The following is a 23,134-nucleotide window of genomic DNA, read 5'->3' on the forward strand; positions in this document are numbered from 1 at the left end:
GGCGCCCAATACTCAGCGGCCGAGCTGTTGGCATGGTCAGCCAGCCCGTACGGCATAGGTCCCGCCGACGCCCCAGACCTGCCGGTAGCGGGCGGCGATCTGCTCAGCCGCCTGCGCGGTCTGGCTGGCCGGGACGGCGACGGTGACCGGACGGCCGTTGGGGTGGAGGGAGCCGGTGGACCAGCTGATTTCACCGAGGCGGATCCATACGCACAGGTCCCCGAGTCGAAGCATCGCGATGCCGTGACGTGCGGTGACCGTGCTGTCGACGCGGTAGACGGCGGCCAGGTTGGTGGCGAGTTGCCTCGCCACCGCCTCGGCGTGCCCGCTGGCGTACTGATGCACGCGGCGAGTGAATGTCTGGGTTAACGCGTCGGGGAGCGCGGGCTGTTCCGCCGCGTGTGGAGCGTTGGGGAGCATGCGGGTGGCAGTGGTCTTTCCCGCTTCGGGCTCGTCGTAAAGAGTGGATCCCTTCATCGGGTCCTCCTCATCGGGTGGTGGGGTCGCATCGCTGAACGGTTTCCACCTTCGGTCGTCTGCCGCCTGCGCGATAGGGAAGCCAGCCGTTCGAGAAGTGCGGATGAACAGGCGAGCGGTGCGGATGGTGCGCTTTACCCCGCACCCCGTATGAACTGGCTACAGTCGATGTCATCCGCCGTTTGCCGGAATTGGATTCCCCATGACGAGCGCACCCGCAGGCAGTGCCGCCGGGCCCAACCAGGCCCTTCAGCTCCTTCTCGATGCGCTGGGATGGCGACCGGAGACGCTGGCGCGGAAGGTCAACGCCGCGCTCGCTCTGCTTCCCGGCGAAACCCGGCGTATCCACGAGAAAACCCCGTACCGCTGGCTTCGCCGCGGGCAGGTTCCGCACGCCCCCCTTCCCGACATCGTGATATCGGTGCTGTCCGAGGCGTTAGGCGAATCCGTTGCCTTCGACCAGGTGTGGCCGGCGCACCGCGCGTCCCGGTCGCTGGCATGGGTCCCGGCAGATCACCGGCTCGACGTACCCTGGGATGGCGCGGGACTGCTCCAACTCCTGAAAGAGTGGCCAGGCATGCTGACACGGCGGAGGTTCGCGGCGATTTCCGGCGCGCTCCTGACCCGGCCCGCCTGGCAGTGGTTCGATCACTCCCCGCCGGTGATCGCATCGACCCGCGGAACGGGAAAAGTACCCGGCGCGGTGGTGACACTCATCGAAGACATCGTCACCAAAGCCCAGCAGCTGGACGATCAGCAGGGCGGTGCTGCGGCCGCCTTCGTGGCCGACCAGTTCAACTGCGTCGGTCGCGTGCTGCGGGACGAAAGCTACGACGCGTCGACCGGTAAACGCCTGTGCGTGGCGCTTGCCCAGCTCGCCCAGACCGCGGGATTCATGGCGTACGACACCCGGCGGGACGGTGAGGCCCAGCGCTGGTATCTGGCCGGGCTGCATGCCGCCCAGGCAGCCGGTGACCGGGCTTTGGCCGCCAGCATTCTGGGCCTGATGAGCAACCAGGCGACCACGCTCGGCAAGATGAACGACGCCCTCCAGCTTGCCTCAGCGGCACAGGAGGCCTGCGCGGACGCTCCCGCCGCTGTACAGGCCCTCATCGCGGCACGCAGCGGGCTGGCGTTCGCCGCCGCAGGTGATCTGACCAGCTTCCGCCGTACCCGCGACCAGGCCCTGACCATGTTCGACCGCGCTCAGGCCCAGCAGGATCGGGCTCCTCGCTGGGCCGGCTATGTCAACCGCACTGAGCTTGACGCCATCGCCGGACGCAGCCTCGTCGCCTTGGCCCGGTGCATTCCCGCGCGCCGGGCACAGCTGTTACTGGAGGCTGAGGATCTGTTGCGAGACAGGGCGCTGGTGGACGCCACCAGCCCCTACCAACGGTCGGCACTACGCCATGGGGCGTGGCTCAGTTTGGCCTACACCCAGGCCGGCGACCTTGATCAAGCCGTCGCGATGGGACGGCGCACTCTCGCACGGCTTCCCACCGTCACCTCCGTGCGCTGCGTCGGCCTCCTGCGCCGTCTACGCGACGATCTCAGGCCGCACGCCAACCGCGTTCCTGAGGCGCGGAATCTGGTCGCCGACCTCGACCGCCAACTGCCCGCCGGTTAACTACGAGACGGTTCGTCGGCCGGCGGGCGGAACACCCGGCTACAGCCAGGAGCGGTTGACCCATACCGGAGCCTTGCAGCTCGCCCTGTCGCAGAGCTTGAAGACCCTGATTTTGGAAAGCCAGGGCTCCTGGCTGGTGCACGCCCCCGGAGGCGCTTTGAGGGTCTCGATGGCCTTGGTGAAGGGGTTGTTCGTCGAGTACCGCACCGTCACCTCCTGGTTGTCCTGGCTGAGATTGCAGAGCATGATCTCATAGCGGTTGGAGGTCACCGTGACCCGTCCGACGCCGTCCCACTGGTCGCTCCAGCCAGTGCCTGCGGCCTGAGCCGGTGAGGCGGTGGCCAGCAGGCATCCGGTGACCAGCAGAGCCGAGGCCGCCATTCGAACAGCAGTCATCTGGATCGTTCCTTCCGAGTGCTTTTTGTGATCAGGGAGTGTTCGGTTACGAGGGGTGGCGGTCGCATCGGCGGGCTCAGGGGGAAGGGCTGCCGCGGTGCCGTACCGGCGGTGAGGGGATCGGCGACGGTGGGACCGGCACGGAGGCCGCCTGCGACGCCGCGGACAGGTCGAGACGGGAGTCGGACATGGCCGCGCGGGCGTTGAGTGTTTCCAGAGGGTGCGGGCTTCCGTACGATCTCCGGACGGCGCGGTCGTCGAGTTTCCTGCCGCCTCGGCGTAGTTCCAGCAGGTGGATCTCCTGCCGCAGCCCGTCATGTAGTTCGGGGGAGGCGGCCAGCAGCATCGCATCGCCGAGTGCCCTCGACGTCCCGAACTTCGAGGTGCCGAGTTCTGTGTAGGCGGTCAGCAGTTGCTCTCGCCCGGGCTGCCCGACGTCGACGTGAAGTGCTTTTGTCACGTTTCGGCGGTCGCGTTCGCCCACGACCAGCAGCCCTTCGACCGAGTGGAGCACGGCACGGGCGATCGGGACCATGTCGGCGGTGGTCGGTGCGATCGCGCCAGGAGCCTTGGGCGGTGCGGCGTCATCCTTGGCGGGGGTCCACGCCGGGTTGTCGTGCAGCAGCCGGCCGAGCCGTACGGCCACCTGCTCCAGATGTTGCTGGCGTACGGAATTGACGATCGGGCCCGGCGTGACCCGGCCGTTCCATGCACGGAGCACGCACTTCCACTCCGTTTTCGCTTGGTGTACGCCCTCGGCCGCACGCCGCAGCGCCCGCCTGAGGCGGCCATGGCCGGGATTCAGCTCGTAGGTCCGGTTGATCAGCTGGATGAGGGTCTTCGCCGCGAGGTCGGTGATGATCGAGGCGGCCAGAGCCGTACGCTGCCAGTCCCGTGGGCTGAACGTCTGGATACGGTGGTGTAGCGCGCGCAGGGCGTCAATGTTGGTGACGATGTGCGTGGACAGCTCCTGGGGGGTCTGCGCCACCTGCGGGAGCGGCTGGGGCGGCTGCGGGGAATAGTTGAGCGGGACCGCGCGCAGCGCCGCGGCATCACCCGAGCGGGAGGCCTGCTGTACGGCGGGTGAGCGCAGCAGGACGCAGGCTTGCTGCACGTCGGGTTCGTGGGCGAGAGCCGTACCATCCAGGATCTCCGCCAGCGCCAGCGCGTGGTCGGTGACCTCACTCAGCAGATGCTCACGCACCCGCTGATTGCTGATGACGGCGGCCCAGTCGGACCGAGGGGCGTCCCTGTGCCGGGTGAAGTGGGTGGCCAGCATGTCACCCGCGGCACCCCAAGCCGTCGCGGCTGCCCGCACATGCAGGGGAAGCGGGTGCGCGGCGGCCGCCGCCGGTCCGGGCTCCTCCAGCCGAGTGAGCAGGAGAGATGCCTGACGAATGGGGGCCGCGACCTCGCCGGCGTGGGCGAAGTCCTCGGCGCAGCGCGCCAGCATCGCGGTCAGTGACCGGCTGGCGTCCTTCGCCGCGGCTGTGACGGCGGCATCCAGGTGATCACGGTCGTGGACGGCAACGCCGCCCAGGTGTCCCAGGGCGTCGTCCAGGAGGTCTCCGAAGGTCGTGTCCATCAGGCGAGCAGGTCCCGGATCCGTCCCGCGTGGATGGCAGCGTTGAGCAGGCCATGCACTTCGCCCGGGTCGGAGCAGTTCTCTGCGCTGTCTACGAGCACCTCGCACGACAGTCGGCCGAGTCTGCCGACCTCGTCCAGGTCTGGCACCTGGGCGAGGGCGGAGGCATCGCGGAACTCGGGGCCGACCTGGGCGCCGAGCGCGGCCATGCCCTCGAGGGCCTCCTGCCGAAGCAGTGCGAAGGTGGGGTACCGCTCCGATGGACCGTTGAGCTCGCCCGCGTCCATGCCGATGGCGATGGAGGTGAAGGCGTCGATCGCCGCGGCGGTCACGGCCTGCAGGCCGGCCCCGTGCCGCTCGTTGAGGGCGGTGTACGCGTCACTGATGGAGATCAAGGTTCTTCCTTTCCTCGAGATGGGCCTCAATGGTCATCTCGGGCACCGCCGTACGGCGTGATCGAGTGCGGATCTGTGGATGGCCCGGTTCATGTGCCGGCCGCCTCAGGAGAGGACAGGCCGGACCACCACCACGGCGGCGCGGGGACGGCGCGGCCCGGGTGCGGCTCCAGGTGCTCGGTCTGGCTGCACTGATAGAAGGGGCCGCGGGCGCCGAGCAGGATCGGCAGATGGTGGTCGAGGTGGACGTACCACTCGGCCATCCCGGTGCCGGGCTTGAGCCGCAGGGTCTCCCACAGATGCCACAGCGTCGTCAGCCGGGAGATGGCCTCGGCGTGACGCCACCACTCCGCGCACCAGCGGTACTCCCCGCCCAGCGTCCGCCGGTACATCGGCAGGAACCGCTCGGTCACCCAGTCCTCCAGCGAGGCGAACACCGGCTGCGCCGCCTGCTCGGTCTCGGCGCTCACGGGCGCCCCTCCCCCACCGGGCCGTCGTACGGCTCCCCGCCGCCGACGCTGCCGAGCTCGTCGCCGACCGGGTCGTCGTCGTACGGCTCGCGCGCTGGGAGCACGTGCTTTCGGCCGGAGTCGTACGGCTGCCGGGTGATCACCGGCCCGGCTGCGGCCGGCGACAGCCGTACGGCGTGTTCGGTGATGGAGGCGGTGGCGCGATCGAGCGCGGCGGCGATCTGCTGGGCGTGCGGGCCGGCGTACCAGGGGCGCAGCCGGATCAGGGCGGGCCGCACCCCGGTGGCCAGCAGCAGCGCCGTGCCGGGTTCGAGTGCGCGGATCGCGGCGGGCTCGAGGATGTCCTGGCGGCGCAGGCTGATCTGCTCGCTCGCGTGGCGGTCGCCGTACGACAGGCTTCTGACCGGGACGTCGTGCTGCCCGACCAGGGTGGCCAGGTCGCGGGCCAGGCGCGGGGAGTCGACCCCGGCGCCGATCAGTTTCTTGGTGGCCGCGCCCCACAGGGCGGCCATGCCGTGCTCGCCCCACACCGTGATGCCCTGCTCGTAGGACTGCAGGATGGTGACCAGACAGATGCCGCGCGAGCCCATGTAGGAGTACAGCTCGGGCAGGTCGGCGATCCGGCAGATGTTGGCCGCCTCGTCCAGACAGACGGTCAGCGGCGGGTCGAGCCGTCCGCCCATGCGTTCGGCCTCGCGCTTGGCGGCGCGCATGACCACGTCGGCCAGGGCGGCGATCAGCGGGGCGGCCGCCGAGCGGTTCTGCGACAGCAGGTAGAGGGTGTCGGTGCCGGTGCGGGCGAAGCCGTACGGGTCGAAGCCGGGCAACTCACAGGGGGTGACCCAGGCCATGATCGCCTCGTCGCGGAGCGCCTTGGCGGCGGTGCGGGCGGTCTGATAGATCCCGTCCCGGGTCTCCACCGCGCCGTTCTGGGCACCGCGCAGGCTGGAGGCCAACAGGTGGAAGCCCGCCTCGGTGAGCAGCTCGCACGGCGTCGGCACGGCGGGCTCGTCCAGCCAGCCGGCCACATGCCGCAGGGTGCGGCCGGAGGTCGCCGCGGCCAGGAACAGCGCGCACAGCAGGTCCTGGGCGGCCGGCCCCCACAGGTCCCGCTTGGCGGGGTCCTCGACGGTGAGGACGAAGTGCCCGGCCAGGCGGTGAGCGTCCTCGACCGTGACCAGCTCTCGCAGCGGGTTCCACCACCAGTGCTGCGGCTGGTAGGTGATCGCTTGCGGGTCGAACAGCCATACCGTGCCGCGCCGTGCGCGCAGCTCGGCGGTGGCGGCCCACAGGTCTTCCTTGTTGCTGGTGGCCACCACCGCCCCGGGCGCCGACAGCACGTGCGGGATGCTGCGCGCGGTCGTCTTGCCCGAGCGCGGGGCCATGAGGTCGACCTCGGTGTCCTCCCAGCTCGAATACAGCACCGGCCCCCTGCGGCCTTTGGGCAGCAGCTGCTCGCCGAGCTCCAGCCCGATCTCGCCAGGCTCGATCCGGTACGGCTCCCGCCCGGACAGTGACGGGCGTAGCCGGATCGCCGTACGGGCGGTCGGCAGAGCGTGAAAGACGGCCAGACGCGGGTTACGGGCCAGCGCCGCGATCGGATCGGCCGGAGCGGGAAGCCGCCGCAGCACCACCCGGCATGCCGTGAGCGTCACCGCCGCGACCGCCACCACCAGGACAGCGGCGAGGGCGACGACCACCCAGGTCGGCGTGCCCGGCCAGGCGGAAGCCGTACGGCCGTGCAGCACGTCGGCGACGAACGCCGTCCCCAGCGGGGCGACCGTGCCGCCGGTGATGGCAGCGGCGAGCTTGGCCGCCGCCCACACCGTCACGATCAGCCCGGCCAGGCTCCACAGCACGCCGAGCAGGAACCAGCCGCTGAAGGCGGGCCCGGGAATGAGCGGCGCCCCCGGCCCCAGCGCCCGGCTCACCGGTCACGTCCCGCGGTTTGCGAGAGATCCATGCCGGCGAGCGTCGCGTCGAGGTGTTGCTCACCCTGTGACCGCGGGCCGGTGGCATCCGTACATGGCCGTGCCCCGGCTGCGTGTCGTGGCAGAGGCATGACCGGGGCCTGTGCCACTTAGCACAACTGGCCGAGACTGACCGGCTGAGCGAACTCTCCTGGGCGCTGTGCCTTCACCGGGGATGTGGCGGAACGTATAGGGCCGGGTACTGGTCGTGACGTAAGGTCGGGCCGTGCTTCTCGCCTTCGTCGATGAAAGCTGCCGAGTGCGCGGACGATGACTGCGTCTACGTCCTCGCCGCTGTTCTCCTCCCTCCTGAAGGGCTTGACCACGTCAGGTCGTTGATGGACGCCCTTCGGTATGGGAAGGCACCCACCGTTCACTGGAGGACGGAACGGTCGGCTCGAAGGTCTCTCATCGCGCAGGCGGTGGCGACCCTCGACTTCACCTCTGTGGTCGCCGTCAGTCTGCACGGCACAGCGAGCCGCCCGGAACGCGCAAGGCGACACTGTCTGCTCCGACTGCTGCCCGAGCTGTCGGCACGTGACGTCGGAACCGTGGTCTTCGAGTCGCGCAGAGAGCAGGATGCCGCAGACCGGGCGATCCTGACGGTCCTTCGCAGACGCGGCGAGGTCGCCGCCGAGATGTTGGTCAGGTGGGAGCGAGCCAGTTTGGACGCGGCGCTATGGACGGCTGACGTCATCGCCGGAGTCGTTACCGGGTGGCTGGGCGGGGAGCACCTGTGGTGGCCGCTGTTCGAGGAGCGCGTCGCGTTCCTGGAAGCAGGCGAGATGTGACCGGTGAAAACGCGAACGCCGGGCTCCCGATTCCATCGGGGGTTCCCGGCGCCACTTCCATGCCCCAGAGAGCACGACATGTTCAATGTTTGCTCTCCCTCCGCTGTCAAGCTGCCGCCTTCGGCCGTACGGACACCGGTGTCCGCATTTCCGGGGAGCATCGGCACCACCGCTGACTTGGTGCTCCCGTCGTACACTGGCCCCAGAGGCGAGCAGGAGGAGGCGACGGTGACAGCTCAGCCGGTCGAATACCACGACGCCGGGCACGACCCCGATGACATCGTGAGCCGCCTGCCTGAGCAGTACCGGTCCCAGTTCCTCGCCGAGTATCGCGAGGCCCTGAGCGCCGCCGCGGAACCCTGGCGTTACCGCCAGCTGCAGAAGGTCCTCCACCTGTGGCACCTGCGCGCCCTGATGTACGCCGATCCCGGGCACGAGCAGGCCAAGCACGAGGCGGCGCAGGGCATCAACCGCATTCCCGCCGAGGACGTCATCCCCGGCTGGGCCGACCTGGTGGCCGCCCGCCGGGCGGGCCGCGCCGGGTGAACTACCACCTCATCTATCACGCCTCGGCCTCCAGCAAGATCCCCGGCTTACCGCCGGAGGCGTTCACCGCGCTCGTGGATCGCCTGCTGGAACTCGGCGACGATCCGCTGGACAGCACGCCCGTCCGCGCCGAGGAGCCGAACTTCCGCCACGCCACCTTCGGCGATCGCGGCATCGTCGCGTTCTACCTTGACCGGCCCCGCCGCACCATCACGGTGTACGACATCCTCTGGGCAGGCTGACCCCGAGGAGTTAGAAGTCGGTGCCGTTAACGAGCCAGAACCCCGGGCCGACGACAACCGGCATGCCCAGGTGCCGACTGGCAAGTGTCCGGTCTCACGACCTGAGGCATGTCTCGTCGATCATGAGGTATTTGCTCAGATGCCTCAGGTACGTGAGACGGCAAGCTCCCGGCCGGGCCCGACCGAGTTCGGATGCCCCAGGATCTCGGGGCCACCAGACATGTCTATTGCTCGATGCTGATGCCTAGCGCCCCGGCCAGGACGTAGAGCAGGCCCTGGGCGTCCTGGCTCCTGACGATCGCCCCGTTGAAGGCGGTCACGCCGCCGATCCCCGTCAGGATGCAGTCAGCGAAGCGGGCTCCATCCATCTGGGCCTGGGAGAACTGAGCTCTCGTCAGGTCGCAGCGTTCGAAGCGAACACCCCGAAGGTCGGCGTTTTGGAAGTTGGCCTCCGACATCGAGCAGTCCCGGAAGACGGTGCCGGTGAACGTTGAGAATCTGAACCCGACCAGGTCAGCGCGACACCCGTCGAATAGCACGTCGCGGAACGCGCACTCCGTCCAAGTCGTTCCGGTCAACCGGCTCGACGACACCAGGCTGTGCCGCATGGTCGTCATCCTGGCCGCCATGGTTGACAGGTCGCAGCGCTCGAACTCCACATCGACGAAGTCCGCCCGGCGCAGCCGGGTGCCCGTGAAGCCGGTGTCGACGAGGCGGCAACCCTCGAAGTCGGCAATCTCCACATCACGATCCGACAGGTCAATGCCCGTGAACGCCATCGAGCGATATGTGCGGTCGTCTTCGAGGTCGTGTTCGGGTAACCGTGCGACGGCGAGTGATGTGGGCAGCTTGGGGGTGGCCGGTTCCTTCGGCTGCTTCTGCTGAGAACGAGAGATGGAGGAGGACATGGGTGGAGCCTAGATGCCCGTGCGCTTCGGCGTACTGAAGCGTTCCAGGCCACGACAACGCGCACCTGGCCCTCGCTATCGACGACTGGGAGGAGTGCTGGTGGCTGCGCTGGATGCCCGGTGGCGTGCGGGAACTGGCCGTGCCGCCGGACCGCGAACGCGGCCCCTCCAAGGGCTTTACCGCAAGCTCTTTGGTGGGAATCTCCCCAAGTCCGGTAGCGGTTGAAGGCCGCACTCGCCGACGACGCGCGTCACATCAGCAACGCCGACCTGGACAAACCCCTGTGCGGTAAATGGCGCCCGCCTCGCCGCCGCATGGCCGATCGGTCTCAACCGCCGAATCCGACACCGCCGGGCCATCAGCGAACCCTGCGGCACTGCCGGCGCCGTCACGAACGCCAACCCGGTTCCGGGAACCCCGGGGTGTGAACACCCGCCTCACCGGCTATGGCCCCTCGGGCTCCGTCCAGAAAATGGGCCGAACTCCGGGTCTGTGTCGTACAGCTCATGCTCGACGCCGACGAGCGCCAGCTCGACCGGGATGCCGAGTCGCTCCCCCGTCTTGATCAGATACTTGCCGCGTCCGGGATGCTTGGCGCCGGGCTGCCAGGAGTCCGGCGCCGACCAGGAGGCGACCAGGTCTTGTTCCGGCGCCGTCAGCGGGGTGATCTGGCTGACGCGGGCGAGCTCGCGCGGCGGCAGGCCGGCCAGCACGGTGATGGCTGAGCGGTCGGCGAAGCCGCGGGCCTTGGCCCTGTCCTCCTCACCGGCCAGAGCGTCTAGGTCCGACAGCGAGTGTGTGATCATGATCGAGGCCATGCCCTTGGCCCGGTTCAACCTTGTCAGCGCGTCGGCGTGCTCGACCAAGCCACCGGCGCCGCGCAGGGCACGCCACAGCTCGTCCATCACGCCCAGCCAGGACCGGCGCGGGGCCAGGCCCAGCTCGGCGAGCGCGGCGCAGGCGTCGACCATGGCGAAGGAGTACGCCCAGGTGGACAGCATCGCTGCGGTGAGCAGTTTGTCGCCGGCCGCGCCGATGCGGGAGATGTCGATGCCGACCGCCGGGGCGGTCAGGTCCAGCGGGTGGGTGGTCGGGCCGTCGAACACCCCGGCCAGGGAGCCGGTGCACAGCAGGTCGAGGGTGAACACCAGCTCGCGCGTGCGCTCACGGTAGGCCTCGACGGTGTCGGTACGGGCGGCCGATCGCAGTGGCTCAGGGCCCTCCTCAATGAGGGCCAGGACGTCGGGCACCGTCGGCTCGCGCGCGAGCCGTTCGTCCAGCAGGTCGACGGCGCGGCCGAGCACGACCTCCTCGGCGTTGCTGATCCGGGTCTCGCGGATCAGCGTGCACAGCGCGAGCAGCAGCGACAGGCGGCGGCCGCGTACCTCCCAGCGCAACCGCCGGGCATCGGGCCCGGCCATGTGCCGCAGCGCGGCGCCCAGCGGCCCGGCGTCCAGGGGATTGAGGCGGTCCATCCCGCGCCCGACCGTGATGACCTGCCCGCCGAGGTGGGTGATGAGCGGCGTGTAGTCGGGTTTGGTGTCGCCGAGGATCAGCGCGGTAGAGCCGAAGGCGACCGCCCCGGTGATCAAGCGTTTGACGAGGGTGGACTTGCCGGTGCCGGGCTGGCCGAGCACGAACACGCCGGGGTTGGTCACCAGGCCGGCGCGCAGCCACGTCAGCGGATCCAGGCAGACGACCTCCCCGGACAGCTGATGCCGCCCGATCGGGGTGCCGATCGAGGGGGTGCCCGAGCCGGCGACGAACGGGTACAGCCCGCACACCTGCGTGGTCGTCGCCTGATACTCCACCCCGGGCGCCACATGCACCGCCCGCCCGCCGTACGGCCTGCGCCACCCCCGAGCCGGAGCCACCGCCCGTCCTCTCCCCCGCTCAACGACGTCCGGTACGGCTACCGCCACCAACAGCCTCGGCGGCAGCCGTACCGGATCACGGCGCGAACGAAACTCCAGCACGGCCATCAGGCCCCTCCCCCAGTCGATCAGCGCCTCCAGTAGGCCTTGGAGGAGATTGCAGGGCCTGTGACAGGCATCCGCGTAGACCATCCCGTCAGGACCTGCGGGCAAGCCTCGAATTTGTTCCCGTGTGCCTCCAGCTCGATCTGGGGCCGACGACGTGCACCAAACAGCTGAAACGATCTTTCGGTCGAGGGTCGGCATGCTCGCGGTGGAACGTGAGAGAAACAAGACGCTCACCTTATGGAGAGGAACTTCTTCTATTTCTGCTTTAAGAGATGTGTGATCTTTTTACTCTTTTGTCGGTGGTGGATGCTTATATTTCTCTGTGGCCGAGGGCCACCGAAAATCGCAGTTGATCCATAGGAGAACCTCATGTCGCAGAACATGTATTATCGGCGCGGACATTGGGTCAGGAAACCCAAGCCGAAAAGCACGAAGACTTCAGGCTGGGTCGTCCTGGCCGTGATCGCCGTGCTGGCCTGGCTCTTCACCCAGGGACTCGGAGATCAGCAAGAGTCCTCCCAGCAGTCATCGGTGTCGGAGACCGTAGGACGATGAGACGCAGGACTTCCCTGCCGCGCCTTCTCCGGTTACGGATACCAGCCAACCCGAAGGAATGGATCGCGGCGCTCATCGTCGCGGCCGTTGTCGCCTCCTGGCTGGTCCAGGGGGTCCGGGCAGCCGTAGGCCTGATTTTCGGGCATTGGTATGTCGCGGTTTCCCTCGGATTCTGCCTCGTCCTGACGATTGCGGCGTTGGGGAGGTGGCGAGTTCTCGCAGTCCGTAGCCGGACCGCCCGGCTGCGACATTCACGGCTCACCTTGCCGGAGTTGGACCAGATGAACCCCCTGGCCTTCGAGTTCGCCGTACGCGATCTCATGGTGCGCGACGGCATCGACGCCAGACAGGTCGGTGGGCGGGGAGACAAGGCGGCCGACGTCATCGGCCATGACGAACGCGGCTACCGCATCGTGGTGCAGTGCAAGCACACGACGACCGGCGGCAAAGTCGGGGCTCCTGTCATCTACCAGGTCAACGGCACAGCGGGTCCCGCTCATGGAGCGGACGTCGCCGTCGTTGTCACCAACGGGTCCTTCACACAGGGAGCCCAAGACAGCGCCGCCCAGTTCCGGATCCACCTCGTCGACCGTCATGCCCTCCAGCGGTGGGCAACTGACGGGGTACCTCTCCAACGGCTCCTGGGGCTGAGTACCCCGCTACGGTTCCGACGGCGCCTGCTTCACACTGCGACCCGCCTGATGCGTCCGCACACCAAACCCCTGCTGGCCGATTCCCAGGAGGTGGCATGAACGGAACAAACGACAGCGGCGACTCGAAGAAGAGTCGAAAGCTGACGCCCGAGGACGCTCAGCGCATTCAAAGCGCCGCAGACCGGAACCCGAACAGCAGGAGCGCCAAGACCGGGTTCAAGACGAGAGCGCAGTCCGTCGCCGACAGGTCTACGGGCCGTTCGAAACGCGCGAAATAGGTTGATATCGGATGTCGGCAACCTAGCCGTGCCGGATAAGGTCCCGCCGATTAACGGCGGGCAAGGGCGGGTGGGCAGATGCCGCAGGGGAGGGTGGCGGCGAAGCCAGCGGCCTGGGACCCGGTCAGCAGCCGCAGGCGGATCTTGGATGATTCGGCGGCGGCTTCGGTCGTGGCGATGGCCTGTGGCAGGTCGGCGGCATCCAGCACGGTGACGGTGACGAACATGGCGGCCAGGCACACCCCGGCGCCTATCGCCTCCTCGCTGGCCGCCTGCCTGGCCCGGGCCTGGTCGAAGGCGTCGCGGGCGGTCTCGTCCCTGCCCGTGCGGCGCCGGTAGGCCTGGCGGAAAGCGGCCGAGGTGACTTCGCTTTCCAGCACCCGGCCGGCGGCGGACGCCGGGAACGGCCGGTACTGCAGCGTCACCCGCTTCGGGTACGGTCCGGGCGCGATCAGCCGGGCCAGCACATCGGCGTGGACGTTCTGCCGGGGAGCCTCCTGCCAGCTCCACGCCACCGACACGCCGCTGTCGTGCCGGTAGCAGCCGGGGAGTTCCTCGGCCGACAGCGGTACGGCATCGGCCCACCCCGAGGGCCACTCCCCCTCGACCGGGTGGGCCAGCGCCCTGCTGACCTCACCCCGTGCACTCGGGTCGAAGGCGGTACGCACCATGCCGGCGATCTCGGCGGCCGAGGCCCGCCCCAGCACGGTGACCCCGCAGGAACCGAGTGCCGACTCCAGGCCCTCCAACGTCCGGGACACCTCGGCGGCGGCCTCGGCGAGCGTGGACAGCGCCAGCGGCGATGCCTTGGGGTCGAAGGTGATCGATACCCGGGTGTCGACGTGCGCGGCCGCGGCGGGTGCGGACGCGACCAGCTGGGCCAGGATCGCCCTGGCCGCATCGGGCGATGCCGGGTCGACGGAGGCGGCGATGGTGTCGGCGAGCCTGCTGCCCGGCTCGGGGGCGGTCTCCACGGTGACGCTGACCCAGCGCACCGTCGGCACATGCCCGAGGGAGGCCAGCCAGCCGCCCCAGCAGGCGACCCAGGTGTCGGCGTCGTCGCGGTCGGCCAGCCACGGGGAGGTGGCCACCACCCGCAGCGTCGCGGTCAGATGTCCGGTGCGGCGGTCCCACACCAGACCGTACGGCCGGCCGTACCCGTCCATCATGGACAGTGGCACGGTGGGGGCCAGCACGCCGGGCAGCTCAAGATGCGGCTCGGAACGGAAGCGGGTCAGGTCGCGGCGGGTGCCGTACCACCAGCGCCACCGCACCAGCAGCACCCCCGCCAGCGGCGTCGCGCCGGCCGGGGCCAGGCCGAGCAGAGCGGCCATGAGCAGGGGCGGCACCAGGTACACCAGCGCGCGGGGTGAGACGGCGGCGGCCACCAGTAGCGCCACGACGACGCCGAGCAGGGCGAACGTCACACCGACGCCCATTCCGAACAGCCCGATGCCGCGCCGGCGCCGCCATCCCCCGTAGGTACGCGGCTCTGTCTGCGGGCTCATGTCCGTTCCTGTCGTGGCGGGGTCATCGAGTCGGAGACGGTGCCGCCGGCCTTCTTCGCGCCGGTGGCCAGCCCTGAGACGACCACCCCGGCCGCTGCTCCGGCGGGACCGGCTGCGGCTCCCGCCCTGGCCGCCGACGCCGTGGACGCGGTGGCGGCCGTGGAGGTCTGCCGGGCGGATGCCGTACGGCTCCCGCCCGCAGGGGCCGGACCCGGCGCGGGGCCCGGGCCGGACGCGGGGGGACGTGCCCCGCCAGGTGGGGGCATGGAGGAGGACATGAAGCGGGCGTGGTCGACGGCGCTGGCCCCGCCCGCCCCGCCCAGGCCGCGACCGCCGCGAAAGGCGCCGATCGCGACCGCTCCCCCGACGGCCGTGCCGAGGAAACCGTCGCCCGAGGCCGTCTCGCTGATGCTGCCGGTGGCCCAGGTGAAGAACTTCAGCAGCGCGGGCAGTGCCAGGATCGACAAGACGATCATGGCGAAGCCCATGAACGTCGACCTGGTGTCGGAGGCATCGCCGAGCATCGCGAACGCCGTGGCGTACACCATGGCGGCCGCGGGCTTGTAGAAGATCAGCGCGAGCATCCAGCCTGTCACCCGGCGGAACCACGGGCGGGTGAGCGCGGTCATCGACCCGGCGGCCGCCAGCGGCAGCACCCCGGCCAGCACGACCAGCGCGGCCTGGCGGAACAGCATCAGCACCGCCTGGATCGCCGCGGCGATGATGGCCACGATCCCGAGCACGATCACCACTCCGGGCGAGGCGCCGGTCAGGCCGAGGACAGTGGTAAGGCGTTTGGCGAAGTCGCCGGTGCCCATATTCAGGACCCAGCCGGACCACTCGTCGCCGATCTTCAGCAGCAGGGCGGGCAGCAGCACACCGAGGCTGCCGGTACCGCAGATGACGAGCAAGCCGGTGCCGACGTCCAGCAGCGGCGTGGTCTTGCGCGTGATGGCGATCTTGGCTGCGGCCGCCAGCAGCGACAGCGCGGCGATGGCGACGGCGAACGGGAGCGTCCACTGCTGCATCCGGGTGATCACGTCGGACGCCGACGGGCCGCTGCAGCCGGCCACCGGGTCGACCACCAGGCAGGGTGAGTCGATCCGTACCCACCAGGAGACCGTGTTGGTGATCAGCCAGGACACCGCGTACTGGATCGCGTCGGCCAGGCCGTTCACGCCGTACTGCACCGCGCCCTTGGCGGCTGCTCCCGCGGTGTCGTTGAGGACCTGGCCACCGCCTTCGACCGCTGCGCGGCCGAGGGTGCCGGTGCCGGGCAGTACGGCATTGCCGACCGTCTCGGCGGCGCACAACGGGGAGGTCATGTCGGCACAGCCCGGCGGGGTCGGTGCGGTGACCAGGTCCGGGATGAACGTCATCGTCGGGCCGCCAGTCATCACTGGGCCGCCCGTCATCGCGCGGACGCGGGGAAGCGGGTGTAGCCGGTCAGGTCGGTCACCACGGCCGACGTACGCGCCCAGTCGCCGCCGGGCGGGGCCACCACCCGCCAGTCGCCATCCCGCCACAGCACCTGCATCCGCATGGCGGCACGCACGGTGGTGCTGTCGTGTCCGGGGCCGGCCACGACCACATCGACGACCGCCAGGCCAGGGACGTAGGCCTGCCACCGGAAGGCCTCCACCACCACGTACGCCCGCCCGATCGGCTCGCCGTCGGCGACGCCCGCCACCGCACGGACGCTGTCGTAGGTGGCCCGCACCGACCGCAGCAGAGCCGAGGTCTCCGGTCCGGTGAACTGCTCGGTGATGGTCGGCTCGAACACGGCCGGGCCCCAGCGTGGGCTGGCCCGCATGCCGAGATGCAGCGCGGCCAGCAGCGCCCCCGCTGGCGTCGGTGCGAAGCCGTACGCCCGATCCCCGGCCACCACGCGCGGGCCGTCGGAAGAGGAGTACGGCAGTCGTACGCCGTGGAAGTCCGTCCACCGCCAGTCGCGCACGTCCACATCGGGCATAGCCGGATCGGCGAAGCCCGGCGGTACGGCATGCGCCTGGGCAGCCGGCGGCGAGGGGATCGTGTGCGCGCGATCGACCGGCGACGACCACCGCGTGACCGTCAAGAGCACCACGGCGGCGACCAGAACCGCCGCGACCCCGCCGTAGACGAGCAGCCTGCGGCCGTTGCGAGGCCGGTTCACCCGAAGACCGCCATGATGATCGGTACGGCGACCGCCGCCAGCGACACCCCGAGCAGGACCTTGGGGAGTTCGGAGGCGCCCTCAGCCGCGTAGTGCGACCGCCCGGACTGGCCGATCGCCATCTTGCCCGCACAGATCAGGATCCCGGCGATGCCGAGGATCAGGCAGGCCCACTTCCCCCAGGCGAGAAGCAGCTCGATCTTCGGCTGCAGCCCCGGCGGCACCTTCGGTGAGGGATCATTGACAAGATCGTGCGGGAACAGGACGCCACCGAACGCGTCCTGCAGCATCTGCAGCCACATCAGGCCTCTCCCCTGGCTCCCGAGCTCCCACGAGCTCACATCGGTCAATGCTCAGGAAGCCCCACCAGGGGTTGCACACGCCGTGACGCCAGCGGAAGGACACATACGACATCCGGAAGATTGCCAACCGGATGGGCGTGGAATAGCATCCGCTCGAGCACGTGTCTTGAACTCACAATCGAGCACTGCGTGGTGAAGCCCCGGCCACTGGCCGAGGCTTCGTCGATTCGCCAGCGCGGGCCACGCCGCGCTATGCCCAACCGTCGAGGCTGAAGGTGTCTCCGCGAGCGTATGCGTCGATGCCGGTGCGGATGTACGTGACGACCTCATCGGGGAGATCTCCGAGGGTGAACCAGTCGATCTTGCTGCATTTACCCGGTTCGGCGTTGGACGGTATCCCCTTCCACCACCGAGCGGCGAAGAACACGCCGATGCGTGCCTGCCCGTCAGGGTCGGCGTGGTGGCACAGATGCACGAACCGCAGGTCTGCGGGGTCGATGAGAATGCCGAGTTCTTCGAGGGCTTCACGGGCCGCGCCCGCCAGTAGGGACTCGCCTTCATCGAGACAGCCGCCCGGCACCGACCAGATTCCGTCAGCGAAGCCGGTGTTCGCTCGCTGAAGCATCAATACCTTGCTGTGCTCGACGAGGATCAGATGCACCCCGACGTGGGGGCGGAATATCCCGGCTGGTGTGGACACAGCATCTCCTGGTGATGGTTTGAATCACGCGAAACGGTGGCGTCGACGCCATCGTCGTGTTGGCCCTAGCCGGTGATGGTGGCCTTCCAGCGGCCGCGCTGGAGGTGGATCGTCCCGTCCGGGGTGATCCGCACGCGGGCGCCGTACAGCGGCAGACTGCCGTGCTGGAGCCAGTAGTCACGGACCCTGTCGAGTTCGTCCCACAGGCGGTGCGGGCCCGCCTGGTGGACTACCGGCCGCGCGTGGTCAACCTGCACGGCCCGCGCCCACGACCCGTCCGGGTGGACCATGACCGCCGTCCGCGTGCTCGCATCCTCGTGGTAGCTATGCTCGATCCCCGGGCAGGTCACCTCAAGCATGCTGCGGAGTTCCCAGGCGTCCTCCTCGATGTCCAGGACGGGGTAGTGGGTCATTGCGACGTGCTCGCCTTCGGCGGTCCGCGCGGTGGCCACCAGCCCGGTCAGGCCGGGCGGGTAGTCGCCGCCAGTCCTGGTCTTCATGAACATCGCCCAGTCCCGTTCCACGGTCCCGACCGCGCCGCCGTCAGCGGTTTTGACGGCAGACACGATGAGCGAGGTGTTGGTGATGGTCGTCACCAGACGGCCGCCGGGGTTGAGGGCGGTCAGCCACGAGGCGGGGATAGGCCGGACGGCTACCATCGCCACGATCCGGTCGGCCGCCCACGGGATGGTCCCAGTGGCGTCGAGCGGTGCGATACGCGGGTGGTAGCCGATGTCGGCCAGCCGCCGCGCGGCTACGGTGGTCACGTAGTTGTCCACGTCGATGCTAATCACCTGGTCTTCGCCGAGCAGGTGGCACAGCAGGGCCGCGCCGTACCCGGAGCCGACGCCGACATCGAGGACGGTGTCCTTCTCGCCGATCCTGGCGTGCCGATACATCTGGAGCACGAGGGTCGGCAGGGTGCTGGAGGAGGTGGGTCGGCCGGTCGGCTCGTCGCCGGGCTCGGCGTGGTCGGCGTGCAGGGTGCCGATCTTCGTGACGAGCGTACGGTCGGAGTAGGCGGCGTCCAGCCAGGCCGCTTCATCGTCCGGGCCGCGCCGTACCTTCCAGCGGTCGTTCCAGGTCCACCAGGCGGGAACTAAGTGGTCGTGTTCGTAAATCCCTCGGGGGTTACGCGGCGGCGTCCAGTACGGCAGGCTGATGGTCGCAGTCATCGTGCTGCTGGAGGTTGGACTCTTTCTGTTCGTGCCGCTCGATCCGGGCCAGCAGGTCCTCGAGGTCGGCCGGGGTGAACTTCCATCTGAAGGGCCGGGCGGTGGCGTTGTAACGCCGCTCGAAGGCGATGAGCCGGTCTTCGACCTCGTCAAGGCTGGTGAAGTCGTTGGGCGTGACGACCTTGCGCTGCACGATGGAGAAGAAGATTTCCACCTGGTTCAACCAGGAGGCGTGCACGGGCGTGTGCACCATGACCGCGTTGGGGAACCGCGCGGTCAGCCGGTCGGCGGCGGCCTTGCCACGGTGGGAGGAGCCGTTGTCGACGACCCAGAACACCCGCTTGGCCGAGGCGTAGGGCTCTTGGGTCATGACCTGCTCGACCAGGTCCATGAACGGCACGATGCCGGTCTTGGCCGAGCAGCGGCCGAACACGTGGGCGCGGTGGACGTCGTAGGCGGCCTGGTAGGCCAGCGCGCCGCCGCGTTCGTAGTCGTGGTTGACCCGCATCATCCGGGCGGCCCCGGGCGGCAGGGTGGGGTGGCAGCGGCAGCGGGCCTGGATGGAGGTCTTCTCATCGGCGGAGATCACATACTCGTCGTCGCCCAGGGACAGGCCATCCCAGGTGCGGGCGTATAGGTCCAGCACTTTGCTCGCTTTGGCGGCGAAGTCGGGGTCGCGGATGAAGATCCACGTCTGGTATTGCCAGGGCTTGAGCGCGTCAGCGGCCAGGATCCGGCGGACGGTGGAGGCGGAGATCGCCGCGGCGATGCCCCGGGCGACGACTTCGCCGGCCAGGTCGGGGCAGCTCCAGCGCGATAGCGGCACCCCGGTTTCGGCCGGCAGTTGGCAGGCCAGCGCTTTGATCTCGGCGACCTGGACCGGGGTGAACTTCGGCGGGCGCCCGGAGCGGGGCCGGTCGGCCAGTCCTTTCATGCCCTCGTCGGCGTATCGGCCGCGCCATAGGCGGACGGTGTCCACGGTGACGCCTCGGCGTCGGGAGATCTTCGCGTTGGAGTAGCCGTGCGCGGCGTCCAGCACGATCCGCACGCGGATGACCTGCTGGTAAGGGGCGGTGTGGGAGTACGCCAGCTGCTTGAGCCGCCGGCGTTCGGCGGCAGCCAAGACGATCTGGCGGGCGCGGGGGACGGGCACCAGAGGACTCTCTGTAGTCGATCTTCACGGTGACTCGCCGACAATGCCCGCATTCATGCCGATAGTGGGCGAATGACACGCCGGGACGGCAAGATATCGGCCATGCCTGCCATCCCCGCCTCGACCAAGACGTCCCTGGCTCAGCGGCTGTTTCTGCACGCCAAGCAGCACTGGCCCCAGCTGGCCGACGTTCACGTGCGCTACCGCGGCCAGTTCGGCTACGTCGAGGGGGAACTCGCCGGTGGCCAGCGGCTGCCGCTGATGCGGCTGCGCTATGGCGGATCGGCGCACCGATGGGGGCTGGCGATCCATACGCCCAGCACGGGCGGTTATGAGGATGCGATCTGGTTCACCGGCAGCCCGCAAGAGGCCCTCGACCTGGTCTGCGACCTCTACGTGACCAACGCCAACAGCTGATCACGAGCAGCGCACTGACCCACCAACCGTCAACCCCCGAAGGACTTCCAGCGACGACCACTAAGTGGTGGCGTGGGATGTTCGCGACGGCGTCGCGCCACCGTGACCCCGGATGGGTGACGCGGCTGGCGAGTGCGTGCGCGTAGGGATGCCAGTCCATGCGATCAGTCTGACGCGGCGGGGGACGCGCTCCATTGCCAAAGGATGTGGGTATTTTCTGGGCCTGATACTGGGCATAGAGTGGGCATTCTTGCGACACTGGTCGCATGACAGGTCAAGGAGCGGGGAGCGCGTCGGCGGACGCGCTACCGGACGAGGTTCGGACGCTGTTGCGGGCCGGGCTGCCGGTGAGGCCGGAGGTGTGCGGTCCGGCGCTGCTCGGGCTTCGCGGGGTGAAGGCGCGGGCACTGCGTCCGGAGGATGTGGCGAGCCGGGCGCTGGCGCTGGACGGCCTGCTGCGCGAACAGCTCGACCGGTTCGAGAACGCCGATCTCGCCGACGCCGCCCGGCTGCTGTTCGGAGCGCGGACCGCGACGTCCGGGGCGACGCTGACGGCCCGCCGCCAGGCGGCGGCCGCCGCCGCCGGGTACGAGGTGCACCACTTCCGCAAACGCATCGAGCCGAAGGTGACCGAACTGGTGGCCTGGCAGCTGCGCCGCGACAGTGAGGAGTTCACCGCCCGGCGCGCCACACCACCCGAGCTGTATGCCGCCTCCGGCCCGCTCGTGCTCCCCGCAGACGTGTTCGCGTGGGAGGCCGCCGAGCACCAGCACGTCCTGGCGACGTTGTGGGGTGCGGTCTACCTGCTGCGCGCCGAACTGCTGACCGTCGCCCGGCTGGTCAGCATGGACGCCCCCGCAACCGAGGTCGACGGCGCGGCCGCGGCGGCGCTGTGGCGACACGCCCTGGTCCTGACGGCCACCGCGCGCTACCGAGCCGCCTACGGCGCCGCTGTTTTGCACGCGGCGACCGATCTGGGCCCACAGCAGATCGCCGCCTACGCCGGGTGGACGCCCCCGCTCACCCCCGTCCAGGAGCTGCTCCTGGCCGAGCTCACCGACCCCACTGAGGGGCTTGCCGACTTCACCGCGCGGCTGGACGCAGCCGCCGGCGGCAAGCGACTGGCCGCCACCTGGCGGCGGGCACTGTCCAGCCGCGACGGCGGCACCGCGATGGAGGTCACCACGTCATGAGCCTCGAACAGCTCCTTGATCCCAACACTCCCCCCCGCCGGTACGTCGTGACCGGTGGCCCATCCGCCGGCAAGGAGGCCGTGCTCGCCGAACTACACACCCGCGGCATCCCGGCGACTGAGGGCGAACCGGCCCGGGAGATCTACCGCAAGCACCGCGACCGGCTCGGCCGGCACCTGCAGGTCGGCGACCGGCGCGCCTACTCCCGTGACGTCCTGGAGGCGTTCATCGCCGAGTACTGCGACCACACGTCCGGACTGCGGTTCTACAACCGCGGCATCCCCGACGGGTACGGCTGGGACGCCTTCTTCGGCCTGGGCCCGTATCCAGAGCTGGAGCAGGCCGCCCGCGTCTACCGCTACAACGCGGTGTTCGTGCTCGACCCGCTGGACGATTTCGACTCCGAAGACGACCTGGTGTGGGCCAAGGAACGCGAGATTCGCCGCGTTCACGAGCTGATCATCCAGGGCTACTACGACGCCGGCTACCGGCCCATCTTCGTCCCCGCCGATGAAAGCGGCCGCCGCGTCGACTTCATCCTCGCCCAGATCCCCGCGCCGACGACCTGACCGGAAAGGGCAGCATGATGAACGGCCGTACCAACAGTGTGGAGATCATCAGCCCGAACAACGTCCTGGCCAACGCGATGCTGCGCAGCATCGACATGGTCCGCCCCCGCCTGCAGGCCACGGGCCCCGACCGCGTCGCCTTCTGCGTCGGCACCCAGATCAACGGCGCCCCGCACCTGGGCACCTCCCTGGTACAGACCGCGGCGTTCCTGCTCGCCAAGGCCACCAAGCGGACCTTCAACGTCGACGCCGTGGTCCGGTTCGGCGCGCTGGACAACGCGCCGTACGACATCCAGCTCGACCCCGAGACCCACCACGCCTACCAGCAAACCTACTTCCACGCCCTCGGCGAGCAGGCGGTCGGGGATCTGATCGGCAAGTACTACCGGGCCATGTTCGACTCCCTCGCCGACGCCACCGGCGTTGACTACGAGATCGAGACCTACTCGACCCAGCAGGCCGGCCCCGCCTTCCGGCACGAGTTCCTGGCCACCCTCGGCCACCTGGAACAGATCCGCTGGCCGCTGGCCCCCTCGCACGGCCAGGTACATATCCGCCTGCCCTGCCCCGAATGCGGGTGGGCGGAAAAACGTGCCGAGCGTACAAGGCTGCTGCGGACCGGCTCCGGCGGCGCGGACTTCGCCGCGGTGTGCACCGACCACGGCGACTACGAGGTCACCGTCACCGCCGACACCAGCGCTTACCTCGACCTGGCCACCCTCTACCGCAACCTGGTCAAAGAACGCCTGGCCGCCCGCGACCACGTCACCCTGTCGGTGATGGTCAAGGGCGGCGACTGGGCCTACGGCTGCCAGCTGGTCGACGAAGACTTCGCCCAGCTCCCGGGGCCGCCTCCACCACCGCGGGTGTTCACCCCGATGGTGCTCACCGACACCGGCGCCAAGCTGTCCAAGTCCCTCATCCGCGAGGGGAAAGTCCCGCCCCCGCCCGGCACCCACCCATGGATGCTCGACGTCACCGAATGGCCCGGGGACACCGACTCCTACGTCGACGCCATGGTCTGGCTGGTTGGCAAGATGCTCGCCGACCCCAAGCACTTCTACCGCTCCTACACCACCGCCGAAC

24 protein-coding genes are annotated in these 23,134 nt (G+C 69.3%); 9 read left to right on the forward strand and 15 right to left on the reverse strand.

Features of this window, described 5'->3' with window-relative positions; translation table 11 throughout:
- Window positions 1-36 precede the first annotated feature (36 nt).
- Window positions 37-477 carry a hypothetical protein gene (locus tag ACQP1K_RS29280; protein ID WP_433501731.1) on the reverse strand — a complete coding sequence of 147 codons (441 nt, stop codon included), beginning with the start codon at window positions 475-477 and terminating at the stop codon, window positions 37-39.
- A gap of 202 nt (window positions 478-679) precedes the next feature.
- Between ACQP1K_RS29280 and ACQP1K_RS29285 the strand changes: the two genes are divergently transcribed.
- Window positions 680-2,104, forward strand: a complete 1,425-nt coding sequence (locus tag ACQP1K_RS29285; protein ID WP_433501732.1) for a hypothetical protein — start codon at window positions 680-682, stop codon at window positions 2,102-2,104.
- 39 nt (window positions 2,105-2,143) lie between these two features.
- Here ACQP1K_RS29285 and ACQP1K_RS29290 read toward each other — a convergent pair whose 3' ends face one another.
- From ACQP1K_RS29290 to ACQP1K_RS29310, 5 genes are all read right to left on the reverse strand, one after another.
- A complete protein-coding gene (locus tag ACQP1K_RS29290) occupies window positions 2,144-2,500 on the reverse strand; it encodes a hypothetical protein (protein ID WP_433501733.1) in 357 nt (118 codons plus the stop codon).
- A gap of 76 nt (window positions 2,501-2,576) precedes the next feature.
- Window positions 2,577-4,085, reverse strand: a complete 1,509-nt coding sequence (locus ACQP1K_RS29295) for a hypothetical protein (RefSeq protein WP_433501734.1) — start codon at window positions 4,083-4,085, stop codon at window positions 2,577-2,579.
- Entirely contained in the window at window positions 4,085-4,480 is a 396-nt protein-coding gene (locus tag ACQP1K_RS29300; RefSeq protein ID WP_433501735.1) for a hypothetical protein, read from the reverse strand. Before ACQP1K_RS29300 ends, ACQP1K_RS29295 begins: the two co-directional genes overlap by 1 nt.
- Window positions 4,481-4,569: 89 nt before the next feature.
- A complete protein-coding gene (locus tag ACQP1K_RS29305; protein ID WP_433501736.1) occupies window positions 4,570-4,950 on the reverse strand; it encodes a DUF4913 domain-containing protein in 381 nt (126 codons plus the stop codon).
- A complete protein-coding gene (locus ACQP1K_RS29310; RefSeq protein WP_433501737.1) occupies window positions 4,947-6,881 on the reverse strand; it encodes a type IV secretory system conjugative DNA transfer family protein in 1,935 nt (644 codons plus the stop codon). Before ACQP1K_RS29310 ends, ACQP1K_RS29305 begins: the two co-directional genes overlap by 4 nt.
- Window positions 6,882-7,342: 461 nt before the next feature.
- Between ACQP1K_RS29310 and ACQP1K_RS29315 the strand changes: the two genes are divergently transcribed.
- The 3 genes from ACQP1K_RS29315 to ACQP1K_RS29325 all read left to right on the forward strand — a co-directional run bounded on the left by ACQP1K_RS29315 (window position 7,343) and on the right by ACQP1K_RS29325 (window position 8,499).
- Window positions 7,343-7,711 (forward strand): hypothetical protein, encoded by a 369-nt coding sequence (locus ACQP1K_RS29315; protein ID WP_433501738.1) that lies wholly within the window; start codon window positions 7,343-7,345, stop codon window positions 7,709-7,711.
- Between the two features lie 228 nt (window positions 7,712-7,939).
- Entirely contained in the window at window positions 7,940-8,257 is a 318-nt protein-coding gene (locus tag ACQP1K_RS29320; RefSeq protein WP_055483175.1) for a DUF6247 family protein, read from the forward strand.
- Window positions 8,254-8,499: a type II toxin-antitoxin system RelE family toxin gene (locus tag ACQP1K_RS29325; RefSeq protein ID WP_055483174.1), complete on the forward strand. Its 246-nt coding sequence runs from the start codon at window positions 8,254-8,256 to the stop codon at window positions 8,497-8,499. The genes ACQP1K_RS29320 and ACQP1K_RS29325 overlap by 4 nt, the downstream gene beginning before the upstream one ends.
- Window positions 8,500-8,723: 224 nt before the next feature.
- Here ACQP1K_RS29325 and ACQP1K_RS29330 read toward each other — a convergent pair whose 3' ends face one another.
- Window positions 8,724-9,278: a pentapeptide repeat-containing protein gene (locus tag ACQP1K_RS29330; RefSeq protein ID WP_433501739.1), complete on the reverse strand. Its 555-nt coding sequence runs from the start codon at window positions 9,276-9,278 to the stop codon at window positions 8,724-8,726.
- A 567-nt stretch (window positions 9,279-9,845) separates the two neighbouring features.
- Window positions 9,846-11,474, reverse strand: a complete 1,629-nt coding sequence (locus ACQP1K_RS29335; RefSeq protein ID WP_433501740.1) for a hypothetical protein — start codon at window positions 11,472-11,474, stop codon at window positions 9,846-9,848.
- 285 nt (window positions 11,475-11,759) lie between these two features.
- Here ACQP1K_RS29335 and ACQP1K_RS29340 point away from each other — a divergent pair, with 285 nt between their 5' ends.
- Entirely contained in the window at window positions 11,760-11,945 is a 186-nt protein-coding gene (locus ACQP1K_RS29340) for a hypothetical protein (RefSeq protein ID WP_433501741.1), read from the forward strand.
- A 281-nt stretch (window positions 11,946-12,226) separates the two neighbouring features.
- A complete protein-coding gene (locus ACQP1K_RS29345) occupies window positions 12,227-12,697 on the forward strand; it encodes a restriction endonuclease (protein WP_433501742.1) in 471 nt (156 codons plus the stop codon).
- Window positions 12,698-12,926: 229 nt separating this feature from the next.
- Here the strand turns inward: ACQP1K_RS29345 and ACQP1K_RS29350 are convergent, their stop codons facing one another.
- From ACQP1K_RS29350 to ACQP1K_RS29380, 7 genes are all read right to left on the reverse strand, one after another.
- Entirely contained in the window at window positions 12,927-14,384 is a 1,458-nt protein-coding gene (locus ACQP1K_RS29350) for an SCO6880 family protein (protein ID WP_433501743.1), read from the reverse strand.
- A complete protein-coding gene (locus ACQP1K_RS29355; RefSeq protein WP_433501744.1) occupies window positions 14,381-15,763 on the reverse strand; it encodes a hypothetical protein in 1,383 nt (460 codons plus the stop codon). The genes ACQP1K_RS29350 and ACQP1K_RS29355 overlap by 4 nt, the downstream gene beginning before the upstream one ends.
- Before the next feature lie 32 nt (window positions 15,764-15,795).
- On the reverse strand, window positions 15,796-16,539 hold the full coding sequence (locus ACQP1K_RS29360) for a hypothetical protein (RefSeq protein ID WP_433501745.1): 744 nt from the start codon (window positions 16,537-16,539) through the stop codon (window positions 15,796-15,798).
- Window positions 16,536-16,841, reverse strand: a complete 306-nt coding sequence (locus ACQP1K_RS29365; protein WP_433501746.1) for a hypothetical protein — start codon at window positions 16,839-16,841, stop codon at window positions 16,536-16,538. Before ACQP1K_RS29365 ends, ACQP1K_RS29360 begins: the two co-directional genes overlap by 4 nt.
- A gap of 250 nt (window positions 16,842-17,091) precedes the next feature.
- Window positions 17,092-17,541, reverse strand: a complete 450-nt coding sequence (locus ACQP1K_RS29370) for an NUDIX hydrolase (protein WP_433501747.1) — start codon at window positions 17,539-17,541, stop codon at window positions 17,092-17,094.
- 65 nt (window positions 17,542-17,606) lie between these two features.
- Complete coding sequence (locus tag ACQP1K_RS29375; protein ID WP_433501748.1) at window positions 17,607-18,716, reverse strand: protein-L-isoaspartate(D-aspartate) O-methyltransferase; 1,110 nt, start codon at window positions 18,714-18,716, stop codon at window positions 17,607-17,609.
- On the reverse strand, window positions 18,673-19,869 hold the full coding sequence (locus ACQP1K_RS29380; protein ID WP_433498186.1) for an IS630 family transposase: 1,197 nt from the start codon (window positions 19,867-19,869) through the stop codon (window positions 18,673-18,675). The genes ACQP1K_RS29375 and ACQP1K_RS29380 overlap by 44 nt, the downstream gene beginning before the upstream one ends.
- 102 nt (window positions 19,870-19,971) lie before the next feature.
- On the opposite strand from ACQP1K_RS29380, the gene ACQP1K_RS29385 reads away from it, so the two are divergent.
- The 3 genes from ACQP1K_RS29385 to ACQP1K_RS29395 all read left to right on the forward strand — a co-directional run bounded on the left by ACQP1K_RS29385 (window position 19,972) and on the right by ACQP1K_RS29395 (window position 22,048).
- A complete protein-coding gene (locus tag ACQP1K_RS29385) occupies window positions 19,972-20,286 on the forward strand; it encodes a hypothetical protein (RefSeq protein WP_433496764.1) in 315 nt (104 codons plus the stop codon).
- A 266-nt stretch (window positions 20,287-20,552) separates the two neighbouring features.
- Window positions 20,553-21,479, forward strand: coding sequence for a hypothetical protein (locus tag ACQP1K_RS29390; RefSeq protein WP_433501749.1), 927 nt, complete (start codon window positions 20,553-20,555; stop codon window positions 21,477-21,479).
- Window positions 21,476-22,048: an AAA family ATPase gene (locus tag ACQP1K_RS29395; protein WP_433501750.1), complete on the forward strand. Its 573-nt coding sequence runs from the start codon at window positions 21,476-21,478 to the stop codon at window positions 22,046-22,048. Before ACQP1K_RS29390 ends, ACQP1K_RS29395 begins: the two co-directional genes overlap by 4 nt.
- Window positions 22,049-23,134: the final 1,086 nt, after the last annotated feature.

This window comes from Sphaerimonospora sp. CA-214678 (assembly GCF_050942215.1).
Lineage (GTDB): Bacteria > Actinomycetota > Actinomycetes > Streptosporangiales > Streptosporangiaceae > Sphaerimonospora.

Bases quoted from the DNA above. Each gene is read 5' to 3' on its own strand.
- ACQP1K_RS29280 (WP_433501731.1), bottom strand. From the start codon at position 477: ATGAAGGGATCCACTCTTTACGACGAGCCCGAAGCGGGAAAGACCACT.
- ACQP1K_RS29285 (WP_433501732.1), top strand. From the start codon at position 680: ATGACGAGCGCACCCGCAGGCAGTGCCGCCGGGCCCAACCAGGCCCTT.
- ACQP1K_RS29290 (WP_433501733.1), bottom strand. From the start codon at position 2,500: ATGACTGCTGTTCGAATGGCGGCCTCGGCTCTGCTGGTCACCGGATGC.
- ACQP1K_RS29295 (WP_433501734.1), bottom strand. From the start codon at position 4,085: ATGGACACGACCTTCGGAGACCTCCTGGACGACGCCCTGGGACACCTG.
- ACQP1K_RS29330 (WP_433501739.1), bottom strand. From the start codon at position 9,278: ATGGCGTTCACGGGCATTGACCTGTCGGATCGTGATGTGGAGATTGCC.
- ACQP1K_RS29335 (WP_433501740.1), bottom strand. From the start codon at position 11,474: ATGGTCTACGCGGATGCCTGTCACAGGCCCTGCAATCTCCTCCAAGGC.
- ACQP1K_RS29340 (WP_433501741.1), top strand. From the start codon at position 11,760: ATGTCGCAGAACATGTATTATCGGCGCGGACATTGGGTCAGGAAACCC.
- ACQP1K_RS29345 (WP_433501742.1), top strand. From the start codon at position 12,227: ATGAACCCCCTGGCCTTCGAGTTCGCCGTACGCGATCTCATGGTGCGC.
- ACQP1K_RS29350 (WP_433501743.1), bottom strand. From the start codon at position 14,384: ATGAGCCCGCAGACAGAGCCGCGTACCTACGGGGGATGGCGGCGCCGG.
- ACQP1K_RS29355 (WP_433501744.1), bottom strand. From the start codon at position 15,763: ATGACGTTCATCCCGGACCTGGTCACCGCACCGACCCCGCCGGGCTGT.
- ACQP1K_RS29365 (WP_433501746.1), bottom strand. From the start codon at position 16,841: ATGTGGCTGCAGATGCTGCAGGACGCGTTCGGTGGCGTCCTGTTCCCG.
- ACQP1K_RS29375 (WP_433501748.1), bottom strand. From the start codon at position 18,716: ATGACTGCGACCATCAGCCTGCCGTACTGGACGCCGCCGCGTAACCCC.
- ACQP1K_RS29385 (WP_433496764.1), top strand. From the start codon at position 19,972: ATGCCTGCCATCCCCGCCTCGACCAAGACGTCCCTGGCTCAGCGGCTG.
- ACQP1K_RS29390 (WP_433501749.1), top strand. From the start codon at position 20,553: ATGACAGGTCAAGGAGCGGGGAGCGCGTCGGCGGACGCGCTACCGGAC.
- ACQP1K_RS29395 (WP_433501750.1), top strand. From the start codon at position 21,476: ATGAGCCTCGAACAGCTCCTTGATCCCAACACTCCCCCCCGCCGGTAC.